Genomic DNA, 22,441 nt, shown 5'->3' with positions numbered 1-22,441 from the left:
TTCTAACTTCAAAAATTGCTGCAATTGCTACTTAATTTCTCCTTTGATTTAATCGCCAATAAGCAAGGCATAAAAATACAGCTGCGACAGTAGTTAAATAAATCAGTTTTGGAATAATGAAATAAGTTGGGACACCCATTTGATTCAGCTGTATAAACATTTGAATGCCTTGGGTTGAGGGTAATAATTGCGCTATATGTTGCATCCAGATTGGCATTGCAGCATGTGGCCAAGCTGTTCCTGAAAGTAAAAAAAGTGGAATTGAGCTAAAAACGATGACATGTCCAGCTCGTTCAGGCATATCTAAATAAGTCGCTAAAAATAGCGTGATCGCAATGATACTACTTAAAAAAATCGGTACGGCAATGACCATACCCCAAAAGTTGCCGCCACGTGGATAATCATTCAACCAAAAGGTAAAGCCGAAAAGGTACAAGCAGCCAAGCGTACCAATAGTTAAGATCGTAAAAAAGATTCCCCAAAATTGTGTGGTACTTGTACGCCAAGCAAGATTTTGTCGATAGGTCGCAATGAGCATACACAGACCAAGCAAAATGGTTTGATGAATAATTAAGGGGGCAACCGCAGGGAAAATATAACTGCCATAACCGGAGAGTGGATTGAACAGTGGTATTTTATGAATGGATAGTGCAGGGCTGAATTCAGAGATATTTTGAAATTTTTCAGTATGTTCTACTAGTGCATTTTCTATTGAAGTTGCGAGACCCAAGCCAATTTTTTGGGTTTTAAGAAAGTTCGCTGCACTTAAATATAATCCGATGCCACCTGTTTCACCCCGCCGTATGCTGTTGGAAAGGTTACTCGGTAAAAGTAAAATACCGTCGGCTTGTTGCTTACGTAACATGCTTTCAGCTTCTGCAAAATTGCCTGTGATAGCACGTATTTCAACGTTAGGACTATTTGCAACAGTCGTTATAATCCGATTGGTGACCATGCTTTGTTCTTCATCGACCACAATGATGGGCAGTGACTCGGCATGTTCCGCTTGATAGGCAATTGGATAGAAAAAACTATATAGAAATACTGACAGTACGAGAGTGGTAAATATAGAGCTATGTTTAAAGATATCTCTAAACGTCTGTATATAAAATTGAAAGAAGGATGTCATTGCACGGCCTCCTTGGTGATTTTTCGAAGAAAGAACCACGCAAGTCCAAAATAGAACATGCAGTAAATCATCAATGTGATGAGTGGAGTTATCGAAATATTTAGTGGACTACCAATCACCCATTGTTCTGTTTGTAATTTTGCATAAGGTGTATAGGGAATAATGTTTGCCCAAAATTTGGTGAACATCGGTGCATTGTTTAAAGGTAAGGTCACGCCTGCGAAACTAAGTGATGATCCACCGTAGACTGCAATAAAGCCAAAAGATTTTGCTAGGTCTTTGGTTGCTAAAACGACAGTCGAGCTAATAAATGCATAGGCACTATAGAAGAATAGCTGACCGAGCAGAATGATCCATAATGAGCCTTGAATGAACCATCCACGAAATTCGATTAACCAGAACATCCATGCCCAAGTCCATAAACTGAAAATCAGCACATAGCTTAAATTTTTACTGATTAAGGCACGAGATAAACTTTGCGTTTGCGTCCAATTTTGTAACTTACCCGCTTTAATTTCTTGCCCTACAGAAAACGCCACACAGCAACAGAGGAGCAAATGTAAAATCGCAGGGATCATATAAGGTTCTAGGTAGAACTCGTAATTCAGGCCTGGGTTATATAGGGGAGAAATTTTGACATTCGGCGTTGGGGCATCAAGATAAGGAATGTTATTTTCAAAATAATGATTTCCAGTGAAATCGGCCATCGCTTGTAAAGTACTTAATAGCATTGCAGAAGAAATACTGTTGCCAACACTAAAATAGCTTTGATTATAGGCGATACTTATTTGAGCATCCTTCGCTTGCACCAAACGTTGTTCTGCGCCCGCAGGAATGTGTATATAACCCCAAACTTTTGTTTGATTAATTAATTGTTCAGCTTCGTTAACATTGGTAGTAATCGCTTTGACATTTAGACCATGATTGAGTTCTGTAAAGCGAATAATATTTTGGCTTAAGCTGCTTTGGTCTTGATCGATAATGGCAATTGCAAGGTGTTCAGGCTTGCCTTGGGAAAACATGCTGCTAAAGAGAAGTATGATTAAAGCAGGGGCGAGTGTAACCATACACAAGTCCCATTTATGCTGAATCAAATAGCGGAATTCACGTAGCATGCCCATCCACATTTAGTTGTTCTCTTTAATTTTGAACAGCACACTCATACCAACTTTAAGTCCAGGGATTTTTTGAGCTGGTTTAAGCTGAACTTTAAAGCTGCGAATATCATAACCACCCGTTTGGCGCGTAGTCTTAATGGTGGCAAATTCACCTTCAGCTTCAATATGCTCAATTTTGAAATCAGCAGATTGATTCAAAGCTGGAATAAAGCCAGTTAATGATTTGGCTTGATAAACTTGCGCATATTGGTCTTCACGGACATTTAAACTGATCCACAAGCTATCATCTTGTAGAAGGCTCACAACTGGCACCCCCATAGCAACCAGTTCTGAAACTTTGCCATAAATTTTAGACACTGTTCCCGCAGAAGGCGCAACCAGCTGTGTTTCAGCTTCTAAAGCATTAGCTTCATCTACAGCAGCTTGTGCAATTTTGACTTGTGCTTCGGCTGAGCTTTGCTGTTGAGGGGTACTGCCACGTTTTGCACGTGCATATTGTTGGTAGGATGCTTCTGTCATTTGTGCTGATGAAATGGCAGCAGCTTGCATTTCATCACGGCGTTGTCTAGAAATGACACCTTCCTTAAATAAATTTTGCCCACGTTGAAACGTCGTTTGAGCAAGTTGTTGTTGTGCCTTAAGACTTTGCCAATTAGCATACAGACTATCAATATTTTCTTGTTGAGAACCACGTTCAGTGGTTGATAATAAAGCTTGTGCCGATTGAAGTGTCGCTAGGGCTTGCTGTTTTTTTGCTTCAACCTCAGGACTACTAAACCGCACCATGGCTTGCCCAGCTTGCACTTTCTCACCGTCATGGACATAAATTTCTTCGATTCGACTTGGCACTTTGGTGCTGACATGAATGGTTTCAGCTTCTACACGGCCTTGTAATTCAATTAACTTTGGTTGATAACTTTTCCATAATCCAAATGCAATTAGGCCCACCAGTAAAATCAAAATAATCGCAATAATCAGTTTAATCATATTGGATTTTTGCTTTGGCGGCGTAGGCTGTTCAGTACTTGCTTCTGCGTGAGAAGGAGAGCTTCCTTTCTTTGATTTATTTACAGGCTCTGTGTTTGCTAATAGGCCATTATCAGTTTTTTCTTCGGAATCAATGGTTTCTGAAGATTGGTTTAAGTCTTGTTTATTCGACATTTTTTCATCAGCTCTTTCATTGTTTTCAGCTGAGGTTGTGTTTGTATTATCAGTGGATTGCTGATTCATATTTTTTTCCCTCAGTCTAAATTAACGAATAAAATCAGTTTGTGCTTGATTGGCATAACTTTGAAACTGGTCAATCGAGCCATGACTCTGTAATAGGGTGGCGAGTGACATCACATATTTATAAGCATTTAATGCCATGTCACTTTGCAATGTATTCAAAGCATTTTGTGCATCAATGACTTGGCTTGCAGTACCCATATCTTCTTTGAAAGACAATTGTTGAATCCTTAGGTTTTCTTGTGCGGCCTGCATATTCGCCAGTATCAAAGCATGACTTTGCTGAGCCGATGTCAGTTCGTTATAGGAACCGTAGATGACAGTTTCAATTTCTTGTTTGGTGCGTTCAGTCATGAGTTCAGAGGCATAACGTTGTAATTCTGCCGCTTGTATATTTTTATTTTTGTCGATGCCTGAAAAAAGATTATAGCGAGCAGCCACCCCGACAATCCAATTTTGCTTATCATCTAGACTATATTCTCCAAAGGCAAATACATTGGGTTTTTTGGCTGCACTTTGCGCTTTAACATTTGCATTTGCAAGTTGAGTGTCCATCTGTATTTTACGAATCAGACTCGATTGTTGCTGATAAGTCTTGAGTAGCGCATTGAGATTTTGATGATTCTGCTGATTAATAAATAAAGGTGTCGTTAAATCAGTGATTTCGCTACTCTGTAATAAATTATTGAGCTTAAATAGACTAGAACGCAAATTTGCTTCAGTGTTTTGCTCACTACGTTGTGCATTATTTTTTGCGACTTCAAACTGCATGCGCTGACCTCTACTGATGAAGCCTTGTCGCTCCATTTTTAGAGCATTGTCATAATGTTGCTGCATGGCTTTTAAGTTGAAACGGCTACTATCTAATAATTTTTTTTGCAGTTGCACATTAAAATAAGCCTGAATTAATTCAAAACGTTGAATGTCTTGTTGTTGCTCGGTGTTTAACTTACTTCTTTGTGCTTGGATATTCGCAATTTCTTTGGCACTGCTCGTGAGGCCACCTGTATAGAGGGGCATCATCACTGAAACAGTCGGGCGTATAACTTGGTCATCTAATACCACTTGAGATGAGTCTGGAATCAGTCCAACACCATCACGAATCGGTTGTTGTAATGCATCTTTTAGTGGAACAGCAACATCGCTTGGCAAGGTCTCATCAATTTTATTATTCACCCCCTGACTTAATGTGTGTTCTAAATTATTTTTCAATGCGCCCAAGGGCACATCAAGTTCATTGTGAAAAGCATATGCTCTGACATTTAAGTCTACACGAGGCAGACCTAAGCCTTTCATGGCTTGCGCTTGTAATTGGGCAGATTGTTGTAAGGCTTGATTGGCCTGGTTGCTATAAGAGCTTTGTAATAGTTCTTGTTCGGCTTGCGCATAACTGATGCTTTGTGCCCCAGCACTATGACTAATAAAACAAGTGGTACACGTAAGTGAGAGATACAGCACGGAAGATAAATTGAACTTAAGTTTAAAAGGCTGAATTTCAAGTAGAGGCATAGTGCTCACTCACTGCTGGTTTTGCGCCATTATAGGCGGTATTTTATATTCACGTTATACGTATAAGTAGTTGTATTGTTTCATATACATATGTAAATTTTTTGTATTGAGAGTAAGACGAACATTTTCTCTGAGCGCATAGCCTAAATTAGCATCAATCCAATCCATAAAAAATATCAGTAAAGCTAATAATTTGAAATATGAGGAAATAAAGCCAATCTTTATTGAAATTTTAACTTTAAATGTTAGACAGCATTGGAATATTTTCAGCTATATGTACTGCAAGCCCTGCCTAGATGTGGTTAAATGCCATCATTTTATTGTGTTTCACTTTGAAAGGAAAAATCATGCGCGCGTACAACTTCTGTGCTGGTCCTGCTGCATTACCAACTGCCGTATTAGAAAAAGCTCAGGCTGAAATGCTTGACTGGCATGGCAAAGGTCTTTCGATCATGGAAATGAGCCACCGTAGCAAAGACTATGTCGCTGTTGCAGAAAAAGCTGAAGCTGATCTGCGTAAACTCATGAATATTCCAGATAACTATAAAGTTCTGTTCCTTCAAGGTGGTGCATCACTTCAGTTTTCTGCAATTCCATTAAACCTTTTGGGTAAAAACAGCAAAGCTGATTATATCCACACTGGTATCTGGTCTGAAAAAGCATTGAAAGAAGCGCAGCGTTATGGCGATATCAATGTTGTTGAAGCTGGTACAATGGTTGATGGTAAATTAGCGATTACAGATCAAAGCACATGGAATTTATCTGATGCTGCTGCTTATGTACATTATGCAGATAATGAAACGATCGGCGGTATTCAGTTTGCGAATATTCCTGAAACTGATAAACCATTGGTTGCTGACTTCTCATCAAGTATTTTATCGGCACCTTTAGATGTTTCTAAATTTGGTCTGATCTATGCAGGCGCGCAAAAAAATATTGGTCCTGCAGGTTTGACCATTGTTATTATTCGTGATGATTTACTAGATCAAGCTAAAGCAGAAATTCCAAGCATTTTGAAATATTCTGCGCAAGCGAAAAATGATTCAATGGTGAACACACCGTCAACCTATGCGTGGTACTTATCAGGTTTAGTATTTGAATGGTTACTTGAGCAGGGTGGTGTAGAAGCAATTTATAAAGCAAACTTGGCGAAAGCTGAATTACTTTATGGCTATATCGACACAAGCGATTTCTATGCGAACCCGATTGCGAAAGAAAACCGTTCAATTATGAACGTACCTTTCACTTTGGCAAAACCAGAGTTGGAAAAACAATTCCTAAAAGAAGCAGAAGAAAATCATCTTCTAAACTTAGCGGGTCACCGTTCTGTTGGTGGTATGCGTGCAAGTATTTACAATGCTGTACCACTTGAAGGCGTACAAGCACTTGTAAACTTTATGGATGATTTTGCAAAACGTAATGCATAATTTGATAAAGTGAAAAAAACCGGCTTAAGCCGGTTTTTTTATGCGTATGGGATGTTTAAAGTCGATGTTAAAGCACAAAATTATGTAAAAAATATGCGCAGATGAGCATGCCTAAGATAAAAAATAAGCAGGACATTGGCTCGATACGGTATCGAGATTCAATTTGATGATCGACTTGCGATAAGTTTTCTTCTTGCACGACTTTCATAGATATTCTTTCCGATCTATTTATCGTTAATTCATATTTCTTAAACGCATTTTTAACATAAATATTTGATTAAATAAAGTACTATCTTAGATAAACTTACCAAACTATTTAATTTGTTTAAAAATACTCAACCTAATACATTAAAATAGTTTCAATTTGCATATATGTTGTTTATTTTTCAGGTTTTTTAAATAATTTCATTTAGAAGTTTTGATTAATTTTGTTGCTTATTTTGAATTTAATATTGTGGATAACTTATTTTAAAATGAATTTAAATCTGGTTTTAAATTTAAACGCTGTGGATAAATATTGATCAAAAATTAAAATATTAACTTAGTTGTTTGTTTTTATAGATAAATAAAAAACCGTCACTTTCTTCATTATTTTGAATAATGTAACGGTTTTTGAATTTAAATTAGGCATATTTTGCGTAAATATTTGCCTGAATCCATAGGTTTCCACGAATATACTGACCGACAGTAAAATCTTTATGCGCAGCATTGCGTGTAGCAACCCTTACAATGACAGCTTCTTGGTTGTCTTCGTGAATCAAGGTCACGTCATAGAGCGTATATTCTTGATCTTTAAATTGCATATGGGTTTTACCCACAATATGCCCTTGGAACCAAGCTTCATCTTCTTGCCCTAATGTTTCACCATAGAGGTAAGCGACCATTTTTGAAAAATCTACAGTGACAGGTGCTTTGTCATCTTCAGACTTTGGCTGCCATGCTTTAATTTGTTCATGGACATCTGCAGGCGCGACACCGTTATTCGCTGCCAAAATGTCATTGAGTGCACGATGATGTTTAATCGATGCGGGATCATCGACGACCAATTGTTCATGATCGGCAACAGGTTCTAGCTCATATGCCCATGCATTAAGTTGCACACTATATGAGGCATCTTTTTCATATTGATTGTGGTTGACACTGTACAGACTGTCAAAGGCATACACACTGGTATTCGCACCCAGATCAAGGCAGAGCACCGCTTGTGTATTAGATTTGCAGGTAATAATTCGCTCAATAGTCGCTTTGGTTTTATACGGACTATCAAAGCTTGGAAATGCCGTTTTTACCGCTTTAGGTTTATTATTTTCAACAGCAATGACCTGACACAATTGAATGCTGGCTTTGGCAGGACCTTGAATCAGCCATGAAGAAGCATCCATATCACTTTCTTGTGCACATAAGCCCATTGGCATGATTGGCGCATCGAGTGCCTGTCCTAACCATACCGGCACATCTGTCGCTGGGTTACTGGTAAGTAAATTCCAATGTTCGACATGACTGCCAAAGGTTTGATCTTCAATGGTGATAATTTCAGGGCTATTTTGTTTTTTCATATGCACAATTGATGTTGGGTTGGTTTTATATATAAATCGAGGGTAATTTGTGATTTTCAAGTCACTGAACTCATATTTATCATGAAATCAGTAGATATAGATGCTTAATAGCATTTTTTTATGTAATTCAATTGGCTTATCGGGCACATTTCATTTCTAGACGATCTCAAACGCAGCATTAGTTTTTTCTCGATATAAGAGAATGCTTGTTGTATCAATTTGATCAATGCACCCAAATTGTCATGGGGATTTGTTAAACTGATCTATCTTTAATTGCTGATGGATTTTTTGTGCTGCCATTTAAACTGTGGGTGGATGCAGATGCTTTACCACGTATTTTGCGTGACGTGATTATTCGTGCGTCAGATCGTTACCAATTAGAAGTGACCTTTGTCGCGAATCAAAATGTGGGTATCACACCATCGGTACGTATTAACTCTATTCAAGTCATGAGCGGGGCAGATGCAGCAGATAAAGAAATTATTCAGCGTATGAATGAAAATGATATCGTGATGACACAAGATATTCCTTTAGCTGCTGAAGTGATTGAGCGCGGTGGAATTGCGATTCATCCACGTGGTGAAATCTACACCACTGCGAATGTGAAAGCACGTTTACATCTTCGAGATTTTATGGATACCTTGCGTGGCGCAGGTGTACAAACAGGTGGTCCAGCGCCGATTTCTGAGCGAGATAAACGAGAATTTTCCAGTAGTTTGGACCAAACTATTCAAAAGCAAAAACGCAAAACTGCGCAGAAGTAATCCTCTATGCCTTCTAAAGTAAACTTGGGGATGACCTACGCACTGCTGGTATTTATTTGGTCGACCACCCCTTTAGCCATTGTGTGGAGTGTTAGTGATATTAATGCCTTTTGGGCGTTAGCACTGCGATTCTTTTTAGCACTACCACTTGCGATTGCGTTACTTGTTCTGTTTAAAAATACATTGCCTTTAGATGGTAAATCACTACATAGCTATTTGGCAGGAGCATTTAGTTTTATTGGTTCACAAGTCTTTACTTACATGGCAACCGCATATTTAAGCTCCGGCATTATTGCCTTGATGTTTGGACTTGCACCCATCATGACAGGCTTAATTGGACGTTTCTTTTTTCAGGTGTATTTGAGCCGATTGCAATGGCTGGGTATGGGTATCGCAGTTGTTGGACTCGGTATCATCTGTCTCGGTGGGAGTGATCAACATGTACATCCGATGGGGATCGTTTTGATGCTGATCAGTGTATTTGTATACTGCGCTTCAATTTTTTGGGTTAAAAAAGTGAATGCACCCTTGCAGCCGATGTCTCAGGCAACGGGTTCCATCATGGTTTCAGCATTATTTTCATTGTGTATGCTGCCGTTTATATGGCATCTTGCACCAACAAGTGTTCCTTCAGCCAAAGCACTACTTGGTTTGGGTTATGCGGTAATCATGGCATCGTTAATTGCGATGTTTTGTTATTTCAAATTGGTTCAAAATATTAAAGCGACTACTTTATCGTTGACGACAGTATTAACCCCCATGCTTGCTATGCTCTTTGGTGCTTTACTGAATAATGAAAAATTATCATTGATGGTTTTACTTGGTGCTGTGATTCTATTATCAGGCTTGTTTGTTTATTTTTATAAAGATTTTCGGGCGAACAGAGAGCTCGCCCACAAATTAAAACATTGATTAAAAATCACTCTTTGTTTTGGGTCAGTGCGATACACTCTGCAAGTTTGACGCGGTCTTGTGGCAGTAAGGTGACAAAATAAGCGCCTGTTCTGTATAAATTGCTTTCCTCTTCACGGCTGTAAACGACTTGTGCAGTTGCAGCAATGTGAAAGAAATTTTCAGGATGGCTTAAGGTGAGGTGGATATAAGTACCTTCTTTAATTGGGCGTTCACTGAAAAAGCTTAAACCGGTTTCTGAAAAATTGACATGTTCAGGCACTGGTAACATGCTTTGTACAATTGCGTCATACAAAGAGCCCGTTATCAGGTTTAACTTTTGGTTAAATAAGGATAAGATTCGAGCAATTTGTTGATCTTTTTCAGCTAATTGTTCTAATTCGTAGTTGAGTGCATGATCAAATTGATCTAATTCAGCAAGTAGTAGAAAATAGCGCGGCAACACAAAATTTGGATCGTAAGGATCGTTCAGTGCAACATCATCAGAAATAATCTGATAGTTAATGCGCAAGGCAGCATCGATACGCGACATTACACGGCGTTCAGTTTGAACGCTTTGATGCTGTAAATTTTCCATAATTATTACCTCGGACTAGATGGTTATGTTTAAACCAATCTCGCTGTATATAGGGTTGAGATACACTCGCGCACGGCGCAGTAACCACTTTATTTCTTTTATTGCTCTGGTGTCTATGATCGGCCTCACCTTAGGTGTGGCAGTCCTAATTACAGTTTTATCTGTGATGAATGGTTTCGATCGAGAACTTAAAACGCGTGTTTTGGGAATGATACCTCAAGCCACTGTTTCTTCAACACAAATTTTAACAAATTGGCCAGAACTTGCAAAAAAAATTGAACAGCATGAGCATGTTCAAGGTGTAGCACCTTTTACACAGCTACAGGGGATGTTGACAGCTCAGGGACAAGTTTCAGGCATTATGGTTAGTGGTATTGAGCCTGAATACGAAAAAAAGGTTTCAATTATCCAAAACCACATGGTTGAAGGCAGTATTGATAGCCTGAAAAAAGGTGAGTTTGGCATTGTGCTGGGTAAGCAGATGACCGATGCCTTAGGTTTAGGTTTGAATGATAGTGTGACTTTGGTACTTCCTGAAGCGACGCCTTCGCCAGCAGGTGTAGTTCCTCGTTTTAAACGCTTTAAAATCGTGGGTATTTTCAGTATTGGTGCTGAAGTTGATTCGATGATGGGTTATGTCGCATTGAATGATGCATCAACGCTGTTACGCTTACCAGATGGTGCACAAGGCGTGCGCATGAAATTAGATGATATTTTTGCAGCCCCACAGGTATCGCAAGAAATTGTGCGTGACTTACCTGCAAACTTTTATGCATCTGATTGGACCTATACACACGGTAATTTGTTTAGCGCTATTCAAATGGAAAAAGCAATGGTGAGCTTACTGTTGTTCCTTATTGTATTGGTAGCCGCTTTCAATATTGTGTCGTCATTGGTCATGGTGGTAACTGATAAAAAATCGGATATCGCAATTTTACGTACTTTGGGGGCATCTCCAGGCACGATTACACGTATTTTTATGGTGCAAGGTACGGTGATTGGTGTGATTGGTACGGTTTCAGGTGCGATCCTCGGTATTATTGCAGCATCAAGTATCAGTAACTTTGTTGGTTGGTTAAACAACACATTGGGCCTGAATATGTTTGATGCTTATTTCATCAACTACTTGCCTTCATATTTAAGATGGCAAGATGTTGCGGTGATTGTGTCATTATCATTAGGTTTGAGCTTTGTAGCGACAATTTATCCAGCATTACGTGCAGCGAAAGTACAACCTGCGGAGGCATTACGTTATGAGTAATCTCATCTTAGATGCCCGAAATATTACCAAGTCTTTCACCGATGGTAAGTCCAATGTCGATGTCATTCGTGGCTTATCGTTACAGGTTAAAGCAGGTGAGTTTGTTTCAATTGTTGGTTCAAGTGGTTCAGGTAAAAGTACTTTATTGCATGTGTTGGGTGGATTAGACCGCCCAACGTCCGGTGAGGTATTTATTCATGGACAGCGTTTTGACACACTAGGTGAAGCAGAGCGTGGTTATATTCGTAATGAACATTTGGGTTTTGTGTATCAGTTTCATCATTTGTTGCCTGAATTTAGCGCACTTGAAAATGTTGCAATGCCGCTGATGTTACGCAAATCTAGTAGCTTCAAAGCAGTGAAACAGCAAGCTGAATATCTTCTTGAGCGTGTTGGTTTGTCACATCGTATGACGCATAAACCGGGTGAATTATCGGGTGGTGAGCGTCAACGTGTTGCTTTAGCACGCGCTTTGGTTGCAAAACCTAAACTGATGATGGCTGATGAGCCGACGGGTAATCTGGATCGTAAAACCGCTGTAAAAATTTTTGAATTACTGACCGAATTGCGTAAAGAGTTTAACATGGCGATGCTGATTGTCACACATGATGAATATCTCGCCCAATCTGCAGATGCCATTTTACATATGCAAGATGGTTTATGGGTAGAAGAGTAAAGCTTTTACTTGCTGTGATTTAATGGATTAAGATTGTTTTATTGAAGCTCACCTCGGTGGGCTTTATTATTGCCGCTCATAAAAAATAAAAAGAATATGACATGCTGCAATGGTTTTGTATGGGCTGGATTATTGGTATCTCTCTTATGGGAAGCCATGCTTGGAATCTGCACATTTCAACATGGTTGGTCTTGGTTATTTTTGTGCTATGGCAAAAATTGCAAGGTAACTTTATCCCTGATGTTAAACAGATATTTCCTTTAACCTTACAATTAATACTCAATGTTTTGATTGGCATAGTTTTGGGTTTTGGTTATGCCACTACTCAATTGGATGAACGTTTAGCACTCATCCAACATGAGCAATATGAGGCTGAACTGATTGTCTATTTACCAGAAATTAGTCAGCTTAAAGAACAAAAAGTACAGCAAACCATTCAAGTTTTAAATTTAAGCTCTCAAGCACAATATTTTTCTGCATCGATAAGTACGCAAATTTTGCAGGAACAACAATTAAAGCTTGAGCCTGGTCAATATTACCGAATGTGGGGCAGAGTAAAACCCAGTCAAAGTTATGCAACACCAGGTGCATTTGATATAGAAAAATGGAATATCCAGCAAAATCTTCATGCAAGTTTTGACGTGAAACAACTGGAATATTTGACTGAGCAGCAAGTGGCATTACTTGGATTTAATTCAGATCTATGTCAACACCAAGCTATTTTGCATCAATTCAAAATAGCAATTGAAAAACAACGATTGAGATTACGAGAGTTTATTCAAAAGCAACCTTTAAGAAATAATGGGCTGATATTGGCTCTACTAACTGGAGATAAAAGCTTATTAAATAGAGGGACAGAGCAATTATTTCAACGTTTTGGTATGAGTCATCTTTTGGCCATTTCAGGGCCACATGTCTTGATATTTGCGATTTTGGTTTGTTGGTGCATTAGACGTAGTTTAGCTAAATGGCTACCAGATTTGTATCTAAAATGGCCTCAACAATATGTATTGGTCTTGCCATTTATCATGTGTGTGAGCTTATATTGTGCTTTTACAGGTTTTGATATTCCCGCCCTACGTACCTTAATTATTTGTTTGGTCGCAAGTGCCATGCTTTTACTTCAACAGAGAATTCGGCCTTTTGCGTTATTAATATTTAGTGCATCAATTTTATTGTTATTTGATCCTTTTAGTATTTTATCCGCAGCTTTTTGGTTGTCCTATGGAGCCTGCTTTATTTTATTAAGGATTTATCAAACCTTACAGCGTAAGCAAATGAATGCAGAGCAGCTTACATATGCACAAAGCATTAAAAATGCGTTAATGATATTAATAGAGTCACAGTGGAAAATTTTTATCGCACTGTTTCCATTAATGATTATTTTCTTTAAACAAATTGCGTGGATTACACCGTTGAGTAATCTATTTGCCATCCCTTGGCTTGGATTTGTGGTTGTGCCTCTCGATATTTTGGCTGCGTTGGCTTATTTCATTTTTGAACCGCTCTCAAGTGCATTATTTCAGCTCAACGATCTTTTTATAGAATTACTGCATGTCGTGTTATATGGATTAGATCGAATATTTTCGCCGGCATTAGATGCTGTTGCAATGAAAAACACGCAGATTTTATTGCTCATTTTGGCTTTAGTGATTGTATTTTTACCACAAGGACTTATGCCAAAAAGTTGGGGCTGGATAGGACTCATATTTGTGGTCTTGCCTATACGCAATCCTGTGCCTTTTCAGCTTTCAGTCTTAGATGTTGGGCAAGGGCAGTCTATTTTTATTCGTTATCATCAACACACGATGATGGTTGATTTTGGAGGATACTATGATGAATCAAAATTTAGTATTGGAAAGAATATAATTCAGCCCTTTCTCAGTGTGAATGGGGTTCGGAAGTTGGACCAAGTTGTGCTGACACATTTGGATCAAGACCATAGTGGTGGTTTCTTTTCAATATATGAGCAGCTTACTATTGGTCAGTTATATACAAATCAACAGGTTGAGAAAATCTGGGCGGTACCACAGGTGTTGTGTCTGCAAGGGCAAGCATGGAATTGGGATAACCAGGTATTTTTTAAAGTATTGTCCCCGAGTAGAGAACAACAAGAAGCGATTCCATTTAATACCAATGAAAGTTCATGCGTACTCTATGTTTCGGTTCGCGAAAAAAATGGATTTAAAAATTTCTTATTGATGGGTGATGCAGGTTGGGAGACTGAATATAAAATTTTGCAAAATTATCCTAACTTAAGCGTAGATGTATTGGTACTTGGTCATCATGGCAGCCAATATAGTTCAGCTTATACTTTTTTGCAGCATTTAGAGCCGAAACTTGCGATTGTATCGGCTGGGCGTTTTAATCGTTATGGGCATCCAGCTATGTTGACCCAATCACGTTTAGATAAACTCGGTATCCCATTTTTGCAAACCGCAAAGAGTGGAACAATACATTTTGTAGAAAAGGGTAAAAATATAAAACTGCTTGAAGAAAGAGCCAAATATAAATGGTATGACTACAGCACAAAATCCATTACAGCTGATTAGCTTATATTTTGTTCACATGTCTGGTTCATTCGCTCACGTTCATATTGTTCACGTACATTATGTACACGCTTTTCAACTTCTTCATCGCTGACATTATATAAATTTCGGAGTTGAGGATTAGCTTTGAAGCGTTTATAACTCCAGTGATAATGTTCAGGATAACGCTGGATTAATTTTTCAATTGCTTTGAAAATCACAATAGAGCCATCATTAGCATTGCCCTGATAAATTTTCTCATCAATGGGTTCAATATACATATCAAAACCATGATCCTCATTTCGAATCGCATATAAAAGTAAAGCACGTGCTTTAGTCTTTTGAATGAGTTTTGCACTTAAATTGCTGGTCAATAAGGGAACACCAAAGTATGGGATTAATTCGCCACCAGCATGAGGCGTATGGTCAGGTAGAATAACTGTTGTACCGCCTTGTTTTAGGGCTTTAAAAATCTGACGTACACCAGATTCATCTGTCGGGACTAAAGTTGCTTGTTCACGACTACGTGCAGCACGCACAAAGTTATTGGCTGATTCACTTTTTACAGGTTTGTACATGATGGTCATTTTAGTAAATTGAGCAATCCATGCATTCATGATTTCCCAAGTACCAAAATGTGGCACAACTAAGACCAAACCTTTATTTAGACTAAGTGCATCATGTAAATATTCTGCACCATGTATGCTATGGATACGCTGAATATTTTTTTCAGTACTTGCACCCCAAATACTAAAAAACTCAAAGTAAGACATGAGCTCATTGCGGATAGCTTGTTTCGTGAGTTGTTCACGTTCTTCATCAGATAACTCAGGCAATGCAATTTTGAGATTTCGTTGAATCGTCGCGGATGTTTTAGAAATCTTAAAAATGTTGACAAGCCCAGCCAAACCTTTGGCGATAAATTTTGAAATTTGAATTGGTTGACGGCTGATAAATTTTAACAGGTGATAAGTGGTATCCTGTGAATTCTTGTCGGTCATCGCGTTTTAGTCTGATATTGATAGAAGAAAAAAGTAAAATAATTATAGGGGAAAATGAATTGATTAGACAGTTTTCCGCTGTAGCGTGTATATAATGACAACGAAATTTTCGTTAGATAAGGTTTTTTATATGTCCGAATGGCCACCAAAACCTGAAGAAAAACAGCCAAATTCTTCAAATAATATCCATCAGCCTACAGGCAATGAATGGAAGATATTAGAAAAAGCAGTGCTTTCTTCTGTGGAAGAGCAACGTCGTGCCCGTCGATGGGGAATATTTTTTAAATTTTTAACTTTTGCGTATCTACTTTTTATCATCGTTGCGATGGGAAAAAGTTGCAGTACAGCGAGTTCTGATCCGACAGCAACAGCAGGTTCGCATATTGCAGTTGTTGATATTGTTGGAACAATTGCTGCGGATAAACAAAGTGTAAATAGCACCAACACAATTAAGTCTTTGAAAAAAGCCTTTGAAAATAAACAAAGTAAAGCTGTTGTGCTCAATATTAATTCGCCGGGTGGTTCACCAGTTCAGTCGGATGAAATTTGGCAAGAGATACAGTATTTGAAAAAAGCACATACTGGTAAAAAGCTCTATGCGATTATTGGTGATACAGGTGCATCAGGTGCTTATTATATTGCTTCAGCTGCGGATGAAATTATTGTTAATCCATCAAGCTTAGTGGGCTCAATTGGTGTAATTATGCCAAATTATGGTGTAAACGGTTTAATGCAAAAACTAGGTGTTGAAGACCGAACCATGACATCAGGTGAAAATAAAGCCATTCTTTCAATGACACAACCTGTTGATCCTGCACAAAAAGCACATGTACAAGCTGTGCTTGATAATGTCCACACGCATTTTATTAATGCAGTAAAAGAAGGTCGTGGTAAGAAATTAAAATCAAATGATCCTGAGATTTTCTCTGGTTTATTCTGGACAGGTGAACAGGCAGTTAAATTGGGTATTGCAGACCGTACAGGTAGTTTGAACACATTAAAACGTGAACTCAAAACTGAAAAAGCTGTGAACTATACAATTGAATACAGTCCATTTGACTCTGTTTTAGGTCGTATGGGAAGTTCAATTGGTCAAGGTTTTGCAACGTCAATTTCTCAGCAAGTCCAATCTGAAAATACCACGAAGTTACAATGAAGCCATTAATTCACTTTGCGCATGCCAATGGCGTGCCATCAAAGGTATATCAAAAACTTTTCGATTTACTTAGTGATGAATATGACGTGATTTATGTGCCTTTGTTAGGGCCAGATAAACGTTATCCAATTGATAATCATTGGTACAGCCTGACTCAGCAAGTGATTGATAGTATTGTACGCCAATCACAAGGTCGAAAAGTGATTGGTCTAGGGCATTCATTGGGTTCTGTTTTAACTTTTCAGGCGGCTTTGCAGCGTCCCGAATTGTTTGAGCAAATCTTAATGATTGATCCACCGATGATTATGGGTAAAGAAGCTTTGGCATTGCATATTGCCAAAATCTTGAAGCTGAAAATGGTCGATGCTATGTCTCCAGCTGGATTGTCGAAGCGTCGCCGTGATCACTGGGAAAGTCGTGAGCAAGCGGCAGAGCTCCTGCGTCCAAAAGGTTTTTATAAAAACTTTGATGAAGATTGTTTTCAAGCCTATATTGATTATGCATTGATGGATGATCTAGAGCGTGGTGGCGTTGAACTGACCATTTCGCGTGATGATGAAGTTCAAATTTTTAGAACCAATCCATCATTGTGGTGGTTGCCACAGGCAAAGCCAAAAATTCCTGTGCAATTGTTAATTGCAGAGCAGGGGCCATTCTTGCCACGTAAATTTCCACAAATGGTTGAGAAGAAATTTGGAGCATCATTTAAAGTAGTATCAGGCAGTCACATGTTTCCTTTAGAAAAGCCCGATGAAACTGTTGAAATCATTAAAATGATGCTCGCAGAATATGCAAAAAAGTGAAACATCGTTCTTGTAGGCAATAAAAAACGCATCCTTGGATGCGTTTTTTATTGCTGACCATTTTGCAAATGATCATTTAATTCATCAATTAAAATTTGCAGAATTGCACAGCATCTTGCATTGGCTGACCACGATATAACACGCCATTTTCAGTGTGTTGAATCGTACCATTACAAATCCATTCAGCGACTTGTGGGTAGATGATATGTTCGAGTACATGTACACGATTTGCTAGGCTACCTGCATCATCATGCACATTCACTTTGAGAACACCTTGTGCCAGAGCTTGCCCAGCATCCAATTCAGCAGTCACATAATGAACGGTGCAACCGTGAAAGACATCGCCAGTTTTGAGTACACGTTGGTGAGTATGCATGCCTTTATAATTTGGTAAAAGTGAAGGGTGAATGTTGATCATTTTCCCTTCCCAATTTTTCACAAAATTTGCGCTTAAAATACGCATAAAGCCAGCAAGAATCACCAAATCAACATCCCAAGCGAGCAATTGTTGATGCATGACATCATCAAAAGCTTCACGAGTAGGATATTGTTTGTGCTCAATGACTGCAGTTGCAATTCCTGCTTTTTCTGCACGTTGTAATGCAAAGGCTTCAGGTTTATTTGAAATGACCCCAACAATTTGACCTGAGAGATTGGCATCAATCAAGGCTTGTAAGTTGGAGCCACTACCTGAAACAAGAACAGCAATTTTAATCATGGACGTTGCTTATGCGAACACAACGCGGATTTTTTCGTCAGCGCCTTCAACGGATTCAGCATTATCTGCGATATGACCCATAGTGAAAGCTTTTTCGCCAAGGCCGTTTAACAACTCAACAGTCTTATCAGCATCAGCAGCATCTACGACAAGTACCATACCTACGCCACAGTTAAATGTACGATACATTTCGAATTGTTCAACACCACCTTCTTTTTGAAGAAGTTTGAACAGTTCTGGCCATTCCCAAGACGCTTCATTCACAACCGCTTGAGCACCATTTGGAAGTACACGTGGTAAGTTACCTGGTAAACCACCACCAGTGATGTGGGCCATCGCATGAACGTCAACTTCTTTTAATAACTGAAGAATTGGTTTCACATAGATGCGTGTAGGTTCCATTGCTGCATCAGCAAGCGGACGACCATCAACGATTTGAGTCAAATCTACGTTTTTCACATCTAAAATTTTACGAAGCAGTGAATAACCGTTAGAGTGTGCACCTGAAGATGCAACACCTACAAGAACATCACCTGCTTTAACTTTAGAGCCATCAATAATTTTGCTTTGCTCAACAACACCTACGCAGAAACCTGCAAGGTCATAGTCTTCGCCTTCGTACATGCCTGGCATTTCAGCAGTTTCACCGCCTACTAATGCACAGCCTGCAAGTTCACAACCTGCACCAATACCAGTGACAACATTGGCAGCAACATCTACATTTAAGTGACCAGTTGCATAGTAGTCGAGGAAGAATAGTGGTTCAGCACCACATACAAGAAGATCGTTTACGCACATTGCAACCAAGTCTTGACCAATTGTGTCGTGACGGTTCAAATTCAATGCTAAACGTAATTTTGTACCAACACCATCTGTGCCAGATACGAGAACAGGTTCTTCATAACCTTTAGGAATTTTACAAAGAGCGCCGAAGCCGCCTAGACCGCCCATTACTTCAGGGCGTGCAGTACGTTTCGCGACAGATTTGATACGATCGACTAACGCGTCGCCCGCTTCAATGTCGACACCTGCATCTTTGTAGCTTAAACCAGTGTTTGGGGTAGAAGTTGAGTTGCTCATAATGAAGTCTCCGCATTCGCGCGGGGATTATAACCTGAATATGCAAAACTCTTATGCTATTTCGAACTAAAATGTTATCTTTATTAAAATATTTTCCTTTCTATAACGATTACATTGAATAAAGGTGAGTTTTATGGGTGACCGCACCTTACGTCGCATATTTATCCTGGCAGGGATAGCATTGATCCTCTGGGTCGTATATCTACTAAAACCTGTTGTTTTACCATTCATTGGCGCTTTTTTAATTGCGTATTTATTTAGTCCATTGGTTGATAAATTACACAATATCGGTTTGCCGCGTTGGCTTTCAATTAGCTGTGTATTCATCGGGATTGGTGTAGTTATTTTTCTTGCGATGTGGTTTTTGGTGCCGTTGGTCTGGGAACAGCTCATGTATGCCAAGAAAAACATTCCTGGAAATATTCATTGGTTGAATTACACATTCCTGCCTTGGCTATCAAATACATTTAATTTAGTGCCAATGGAAATTGACACTGAGCAAATGTCTGCAGCAATTATGGAATATATCCAGACTAATTATAGTGTGGACAGTATTCAAGCCATGATTTTGAAAGTTGCACAATCTGGTCTGAACTTTATTCAAATTGGCGGTACCATCGTTCTTATTCCAATTATTGCTTTCTACTTCTTATTAGATTGGGAGCGCATGTTGGATAGCATGCGTCGTCTGATTCCTCGTAAGTATGAAAAAAGTACCTTAACAATTGTTGGTGAATGTCACGAAGTACTGGGTGCCTTTGTTAAAGGACAATTTTTAGTAATGTTCTTGTTAGGCGTAGTTTATGCCATGGGACTGCAACTTATTGGGCTTGAAGTTGGCATTATCATTGGTATGATCGCTGGATTGGCAAGTATTATTCCTTATCTTGGTTTTGCAGTTGGCATTATCTCAGCAGTTATCGCTTGTTTATTCCAATTTGGTTTAGATTGGGTGCATCTTGCACTCGTACTTGTCGTTTTTATGGTTGGGCAGGCAATAGAGGGCTATATTCTACAGCCATTTCTATTGGGCGATAAAATTGGTTTATCACCAGTTGCTGTTGTATTTGCAGTTTTGGCTGGTGCGCAGTTAGCGGGTTTATTGGGTATGCTAATTGCCTTGCCTGTAGCAGCTGTTATTGTTGTTTTGCTTCGTCATGTTCGTGAAAATTACGAAAAAAGCCAGCTCTATCGCAGCGATGTAGTGGTTCTGAGTGATGCTGCGACAGGTTCAGTGACTGTTGAAACAGAGCAGATAGCAGTCGATATTGAACTCAAAAATCACGAAGTAAATTCACTGCAAGATTCTGAAATTTCGAGTAACATTGACTCATCAGATAAAAAAGATTGATAAGGCCAAAATATAGATATGCGTCAATTGCAGTTAGATATTGAACCACAACTCGATGCCCGAATTGGTGATTTTTCCGGGCCAGGTTGGGGGCATGTAATTGATGGTGTACGCCAGCTACATGCGGGACTGATGAATCGGTTCTATATCTATGGTGGTGCGGGTACAGGTAAAAGCCACTTACTTTCTGCAATTTGTGATTCATATTTAGAAATTGGAAAATCAGCAATTCAAGTTTCATTGCTTGAATTGCTTGATGCCCCAACTGAGGCGATTACATCTTTAGATCGTTATGATTTAGTAGCCTTAGACGATATAGAAGCTATAAGTGGTGTTCCACATTGGCAAAAAGCGGTTTTTCACCTGATTAATTATAATAATGAAGAAGGTGGTCAATTAGTGTTTTCATCACGCGTCGCACCAATTGAGCTGAAGTTAGAGTTACCAGATCTACAATCACGTCTTACTCAGGCTGTGAGTGTGAAAGTGCCTAACGGCAGTTTATTTGCTGATCGCCAAGCTTTAGTCAATTCTGTATTAAACCGTCGTGGCATTCATATGGATCAACAAATTGTTGATTATTTATTGGTACATGGCCCACATCAAGCGTCTATATTATTGAGATCGCTTGAGCAGCTCATACAGATGCTTAAAGGCGAAAAAACCAAGTTGAGCCATGCTAATTTAAGACAAATTTTTGCCCTCATTGATGAATATCGGTAAGCAATAAAAATTCTTGAGTAATTACTCAAGCTGTGACAAAGTACATAAAAATATTTCGATGTTGCAGGGATTTTGCAACTAGAGAATAAAAAGATAAAAAAAATTTAAGGAGATGGATATGCTCAAACAGAGCATAGGCATGGGTATGCTATTGATGGCAGGCCATGCATTTAGCGCAGAAATTACCGTGACTACCACGGATGATGTCGTGAAAGATGATAAGGAATGTTCACTTCGCGAAGCAATTGAATACATTAATAAAGGAATGCCCGAAGCAGGCTATAATGGCTGTGGTGGTAAAGGTGCTATTGCATCTATATTATTGGAAAAACAAAAAACCTATAAATTAGATAAAAAAATTAATCTTACAGCTGAAACCAATATTAAAACGACTTATGACGCTTCTTTTAATGATGACACTGTTCCTGGATTAAATAATGCCATTATTGAAATGACTGGTTCCGACCAAATTTTTCATATTGATGATGAAAAAAATACACAATTTAAAGTTTCTCTCAAAGAAATTACTTTAAAAGGGTGTGGTGTTAGTCAATGTGCTGATTTAGGTGGAATTATATATAACAACGAGCTATTAAGCTTAGAGTATGTCAAATTAATTAATGGTCATGCGCGATTGGGCGGAGCAATTTATAATGTTGGTTTATCAGAAGAGGGTAAAACAGCAGCAAGTCTACTCAATATTCAAAATACCATATTTGAAAATAATACTGCTACAGAAGGTGGCGCTGTTTACGCATTAGCACCAAGCTTTGCTATTTCGATGAGTCTATTTAAAGGGGCAGAGTAAAACTTGAAGTGCGACATAAACCACCTAATTAATTTAAAGGGTTTATGGAGTATATAAAATTGTCATACCATCATCTTAACTTTGAAGATCGTACTGCATTAATGCTTGAGTCAAGAA

Annotated in this window: 20 protein-coding genes; 11 read left to right on the top strand and 9 right to left on the bottom strand. The window is 38.7% G+C overall.

From position 1 onward, the window contains the following. Positions 1 to 31: 31 nt before the first annotated feature. From FTV09_RS05530 to FTV09_RS05515, 4 genes are all read right to left on the bottom strand, one after another. Positions 32 to 1,129, bottom strand: a complete 1,098-nt coding sequence (locus FTV09_RS05530) for an ABC transporter permease (protein ID WP_180057191.1) — start codon at positions 1,127 to 1,129, stop codon at positions 32 to 34. Continuing rightward, the gene (locus FTV09_RS05525; RefSeq protein WP_180057189.1) at positions 1,126 to 2,256 is read right to left on the bottom strand and encodes an ABC transporter permease; all 1,131 of its coding nucleotides are present in this window, start codon (positions 2,254 to 2,256) and stop codon (positions 1,126 to 1,128) included. Before FTV09_RS05525 ends, FTV09_RS05530 begins: the two co-directional genes overlap by 4 nt. Then, positions 2,257 to 3,408, bottom strand: coding sequence for an HlyD family secretion protein (locus tag FTV09_RS05520; RefSeq protein WP_373685015.1), 1,152 nt, complete (start codon positions 3,406 to 3,408; stop codon positions 2,257 to 2,259). It abuts the gene before it with no gap. Positions 3,409 to 3,498: 90 nt separating this feature from the next. After that, a complete protein-coding gene (locus FTV09_RS05515) occupies positions 3,499 to 4,983 on the bottom strand; it encodes a TolC family protein (protein ID WP_180057185.1) in 1,485 nt (494 codons plus the stop codon). 347 nt (positions 4,984 to 5,330) lie between these two features. On the opposite strand from FTV09_RS05515, the gene serC reads away from it, so the two are divergent. Further along, positions 5,331 to 6,410, top strand: a complete 1,080-nt coding sequence (gene serC / locus FTV09_RS05510; RefSeq protein ID WP_180057183.1) for a 3-phosphoserine/phosphohydroxythreonine transaminase — start codon at positions 5,331 to 5,333, stop codon at positions 6,408 to 6,410. A 623-nt stretch (positions 6,411 to 7,033) separates the two neighbouring features. On the opposite strand, the gene FTV09_RS05505 is transcribed toward serC, so the two are convergent. Continuing rightward, positions 7,034 to 7,966, bottom strand: a complete 933-nt coding sequence (locus tag FTV09_RS05505) for a hypothetical protein (protein WP_067765324.1) — start codon at positions 7,964 to 7,966, stop codon at positions 7,034 to 7,036. Between the two features lie 290 nt (positions 7,967 to 8,256). Here FTV09_RS05505 and FTV09_RS05500 point away from each other — a divergent pair, with 290 nt between their 5' ends. After that, a complete protein-coding gene (locus FTV09_RS05500) occupies positions 8,257 to 8,730 on the top strand; it encodes a YaiI/YqxD family protein (RefSeq protein ID WP_067765321.1) in 474 nt (157 codons plus the stop codon). Between the two features lie 6 nt (positions 8,731 to 8,736). Next, positions 8,737 to 9,642: a DMT family transporter gene (locus FTV09_RS05495; RefSeq protein WP_180057180.1), complete on the top strand. Its 906-nt coding sequence runs from the start codon at positions 8,737 to 8,739 to the stop codon at positions 9,640 to 9,642. A gap of 7 nt (positions 9,643 to 9,649) precedes the next feature. Here FTV09_RS05495 and FTV09_RS05490 read toward each other — a convergent pair whose 3' ends face one another. Beyond that, entirely contained in the window at positions 9,650 to 10,219 is a 570-nt protein-coding gene (locus FTV09_RS05490; RefSeq protein ID WP_180057178.1) for a PilZ domain-containing protein, read from the bottom strand. 25 nt (positions 10,220 to 10,244) lie between these two features. On the opposite strand from FTV09_RS05490, the gene FTV09_RS05485 reads away from it, so the two are divergent. From FTV09_RS05485 to FTV09_RS05475, 3 genes are all read left to right on the top strand, one after another. Then, a complete protein-coding gene (locus FTV09_RS05485; protein WP_067765312.1) occupies positions 10,245 to 11,480 on the top strand; it encodes a lipoprotein-releasing ABC transporter permease subunit in 1,236 nt (411 codons plus the stop codon). Then, a complete protein-coding gene (gene lolD / locus FTV09_RS05480; RefSeq protein WP_067765310.1) occupies positions 11,473 to 12,156 on the top strand; it encodes a lipoprotein-releasing ABC transporter ATP-binding protein LolD in 684 nt (227 codons plus the stop codon). Before FTV09_RS05485 ends, lolD begins: the two co-directional genes overlap by 8 nt. Before the next feature lie 101 nt (positions 12,157 to 12,257). Continuing rightward, positions 12,258 to 14,708, top strand: a complete 2,451-nt coding sequence (locus FTV09_RS05475) for a DNA internalization-related competence protein ComEC/Rec2 (protein ID WP_180057176.1) — start codon at positions 12,258 to 12,260, stop codon at positions 14,706 to 14,708. Here the strand turns inward: FTV09_RS05475 and FTV09_RS05470 are convergent. Then, positions 14,705 to 15,685: a lysophospholipid acyltransferase family protein gene (locus tag FTV09_RS05470; RefSeq protein WP_180057174.1), complete on the bottom strand. Its 981-nt coding sequence runs from the start codon at positions 15,683 to 15,685 to the stop codon at positions 14,705 to 14,707. The genes FTV09_RS05475 and FTV09_RS05470 overlap by 4 nt on opposite strands. Positions 15,686 to 15,815: 130 nt before the next feature. Here FTV09_RS05470 and sppA point away from each other — a divergent pair, with 130 nt between their 5' ends. Then, positions 15,816 to 16,841: a signal peptide peptidase SppA gene (gene sppA, locus FTV09_RS05465; protein WP_067765300.1), complete on the top strand. Its 1,026-nt coding sequence runs from the start codon at positions 15,816 to 15,818 to the stop codon at positions 16,839 to 16,841. Beyond that, a complete protein-coding gene (locus FTV09_RS05460) occupies positions 16,838 to 17,644 on the top strand; it encodes an alpha/beta fold hydrolase (protein ID WP_067765294.1) in 807 nt (268 codons plus the stop codon). The genes sppA and FTV09_RS05460 overlap by 4 nt, the downstream gene beginning before the upstream one ends. An 88-nt stretch (positions 17,645 to 17,732) precedes the next feature. Here FTV09_RS05460 and purN read toward each other — a convergent pair whose 3' ends face one another. Continuing rightward, positions 17,733 to 18,362 (bottom strand): phosphoribosylglycinamide formyltransferase, encoded by a 630-nt coding sequence (gene purN / locus FTV09_RS05455; protein ID WP_180057172.1) that lies wholly within the window; start codon positions 18,360 to 18,362, stop codon positions 17,733 to 17,735. A 9-nt stretch (positions 18,363 to 18,371) separates the two neighbouring features. Then, positions 18,372 to 19,442 (bottom strand): phosphoribosylformylglycinamidine cyclo-ligase, encoded by a 1,071-nt coding sequence (gene purM / locus FTV09_RS05450; RefSeq protein ID WP_180057170.1) that lies wholly within the window; start codon positions 19,440 to 19,442, stop codon positions 18,372 to 18,374. Between the two features lie 133 nt (positions 19,443 to 19,575). On the opposite strand from purM, the gene cxpE reads away from it, so the two are divergent. The 3 genes from cxpE (at position 19,576) to FTV09_RS05435 (ending at position 22,324) form a co-directional block, all read left to right on the top strand. Then, positions 19,576 to 20,793, top strand: a complete 1,218-nt coding sequence (cxpE, locus tag FTV09_RS05445; protein ID WP_180057168.1) for a chloramphenicol efflux transporter CxpE — start codon at positions 19,576 to 19,578, stop codon at positions 20,791 to 20,793. Positions 20,794 to 20,811: 18 nt separating this feature from the next. Continuing rightward, positions 20,812 to 21,516, top strand: coding sequence for a DnaA regulatory inactivator Hda (gene hda / locus FTV09_RS05440; protein WP_180057166.1), 705 nt, complete (start codon positions 20,812 to 20,814; stop codon positions 21,514 to 21,516). A 118-nt stretch (positions 21,517 to 21,634) separates the two neighbouring features. Beyond that, positions 21,635 to 22,324 (top strand): CSLREA domain-containing protein, encoded by a 690-nt coding sequence (locus FTV09_RS05435; RefSeq protein WP_180057164.1) that lies wholly within the window; start codon positions 21,635 to 21,637, stop codon positions 22,322 to 22,324. Positions 22,325 to 22,441 lie beyond the last annotated feature (117 nt).

The sequence above is a fragment of the Acinetobacter sp. YH12227 genome, assembly GCF_013417785.1.
Taxonomy (GTDB): Bacteria; Pseudomonadota; Gammaproteobacteria; order Pseudomonadales; family Moraxellaceae; genus Acinetobacter; species Acinetobacter gandensis.
The sequence above is the reverse complement of the archived record's forward strand: the minus strand, read 5'-3'. Positions and strand labels throughout refer to the sequence as shown.

Excerpts from the sequence above, each read along its gene's own strand:
- FTV09_RS05495 (WP_180057180.1), top strand. The coding sequence starts at position 8,737 with ATGCCTTCTAAAGTAAACTTGGGGATGACCTACGCACTGCTGGTATTT.
- FTV09_RS05515 (WP_180057185.1), bottom strand. The coding sequence starts at position 4,983 with ATGCCTCTACTTGAAATTCAGCCTTTTAAACTTAAGTTCAATTTATCT.
- FTV09_RS05530 (WP_180057191.1), bottom strand. The coding sequence starts at position 1,129 with ATGACATCCTTCTTTCAATTTTATATACAGACGTTTAGAGATATCTTT.
- serC (WP_180057183.1), top strand. The coding sequence starts at position 5,331 with ATGCGCGCGTACAACTTCTGTGCTGGTCCTGCTGCATTACCAACTGCC.
- sppA (WP_067765300.1), top strand. The coding sequence starts at position 15,816 with ATGTCCGAATGGCCACCAAAACCTGAAGAAAAACAGCCAAATTCTTCA.
- hda (WP_180057166.1), top strand. The coding sequence starts at position 20,812 with ATGCGTCAATTGCAGTTAGATATTGAACCACAACTCGATGCCCGAATT.
- lolD (WP_067765310.1), top strand. The coding sequence starts at position 11,473 with ATGAGTAATCTCATCTTAGATGCCCGAAATATTACCAAGTCTTTCACC.
- FTV09_RS05520 (WP_373685015.1), bottom strand. The coding sequence starts at position 3,408 with ATGTCGAATAAACAAGACTTAAACCAATCTTCAGAAACCATTGATTCC.
- FTV09_RS05460 (WP_067765294.1), top strand. The coding sequence starts at position 16,838 with ATGAAGCCATTAATTCACTTTGCGCATGCCAATGGCGTGCCATCAAAG.
- FTV09_RS05485 (WP_067765312.1), top strand. The coding sequence starts at position 10,245 with ATGTTTAAACCAATCTCGCTGTATATAGGGTTGAGATACACTCGCGCA.
- FTV09_RS05525 (WP_180057189.1), bottom strand. The coding sequence starts at position 2,256 with ATGTGGATGGGCATGCTACGTGAATTCCGCTATTTGATTCAGCATAAA.
- purN (WP_180057172.1), bottom strand. The coding sequence starts at position 18,362 with ATGATTAAAATTGCTGTTCTTGTTTCAGGTAGTGGCTCCAACTTACAA.
- FTV09_RS05490 (WP_180057178.1), bottom strand. The coding sequence starts at position 10,219 with ATGGAAAATTTACAGCATCAAAGCGTTCAAACTGAACGCCGTGTAATG.
- FTV09_RS05435 (WP_180057164.1), top strand. The coding sequence starts at position 21,635 with ATGCTCAAACAGAGCATAGGCATGGGTATGCTATTGATGGCAGGCCAT.
- purM (WP_180057170.1), bottom strand. The coding sequence starts at position 19,442 with ATGAGCAACTCAACTTCTACCCCAAACACTGGTTTAAGCTACAAAGAT.
- FTV09_RS05505 (WP_067765324.1), bottom strand. The coding sequence starts at position 7,966 with ATGAAAAAACAAAATAGCCCTGAAATTATCACCATTGAAGATCAAACC.
- cxpE (WP_180057168.1), top strand. The coding sequence starts at position 19,576 with ATGGGTGACCGCACCTTACGTCGCATATTTATCCTGGCAGGGATAGCA.
- FTV09_RS05475 (WP_180057176.1), top strand. The coding sequence starts at position 12,258 with ATGCTGCAATGGTTTTGTATGGGCTGGATTATTGGTATCTCTCTTATG.
- FTV09_RS05470 (WP_180057174.1), bottom strand. The coding sequence starts at position 15,685 with ATGACCGACAAGAATTCACAGGATACCACTTATCACCTGTTAAAATTT.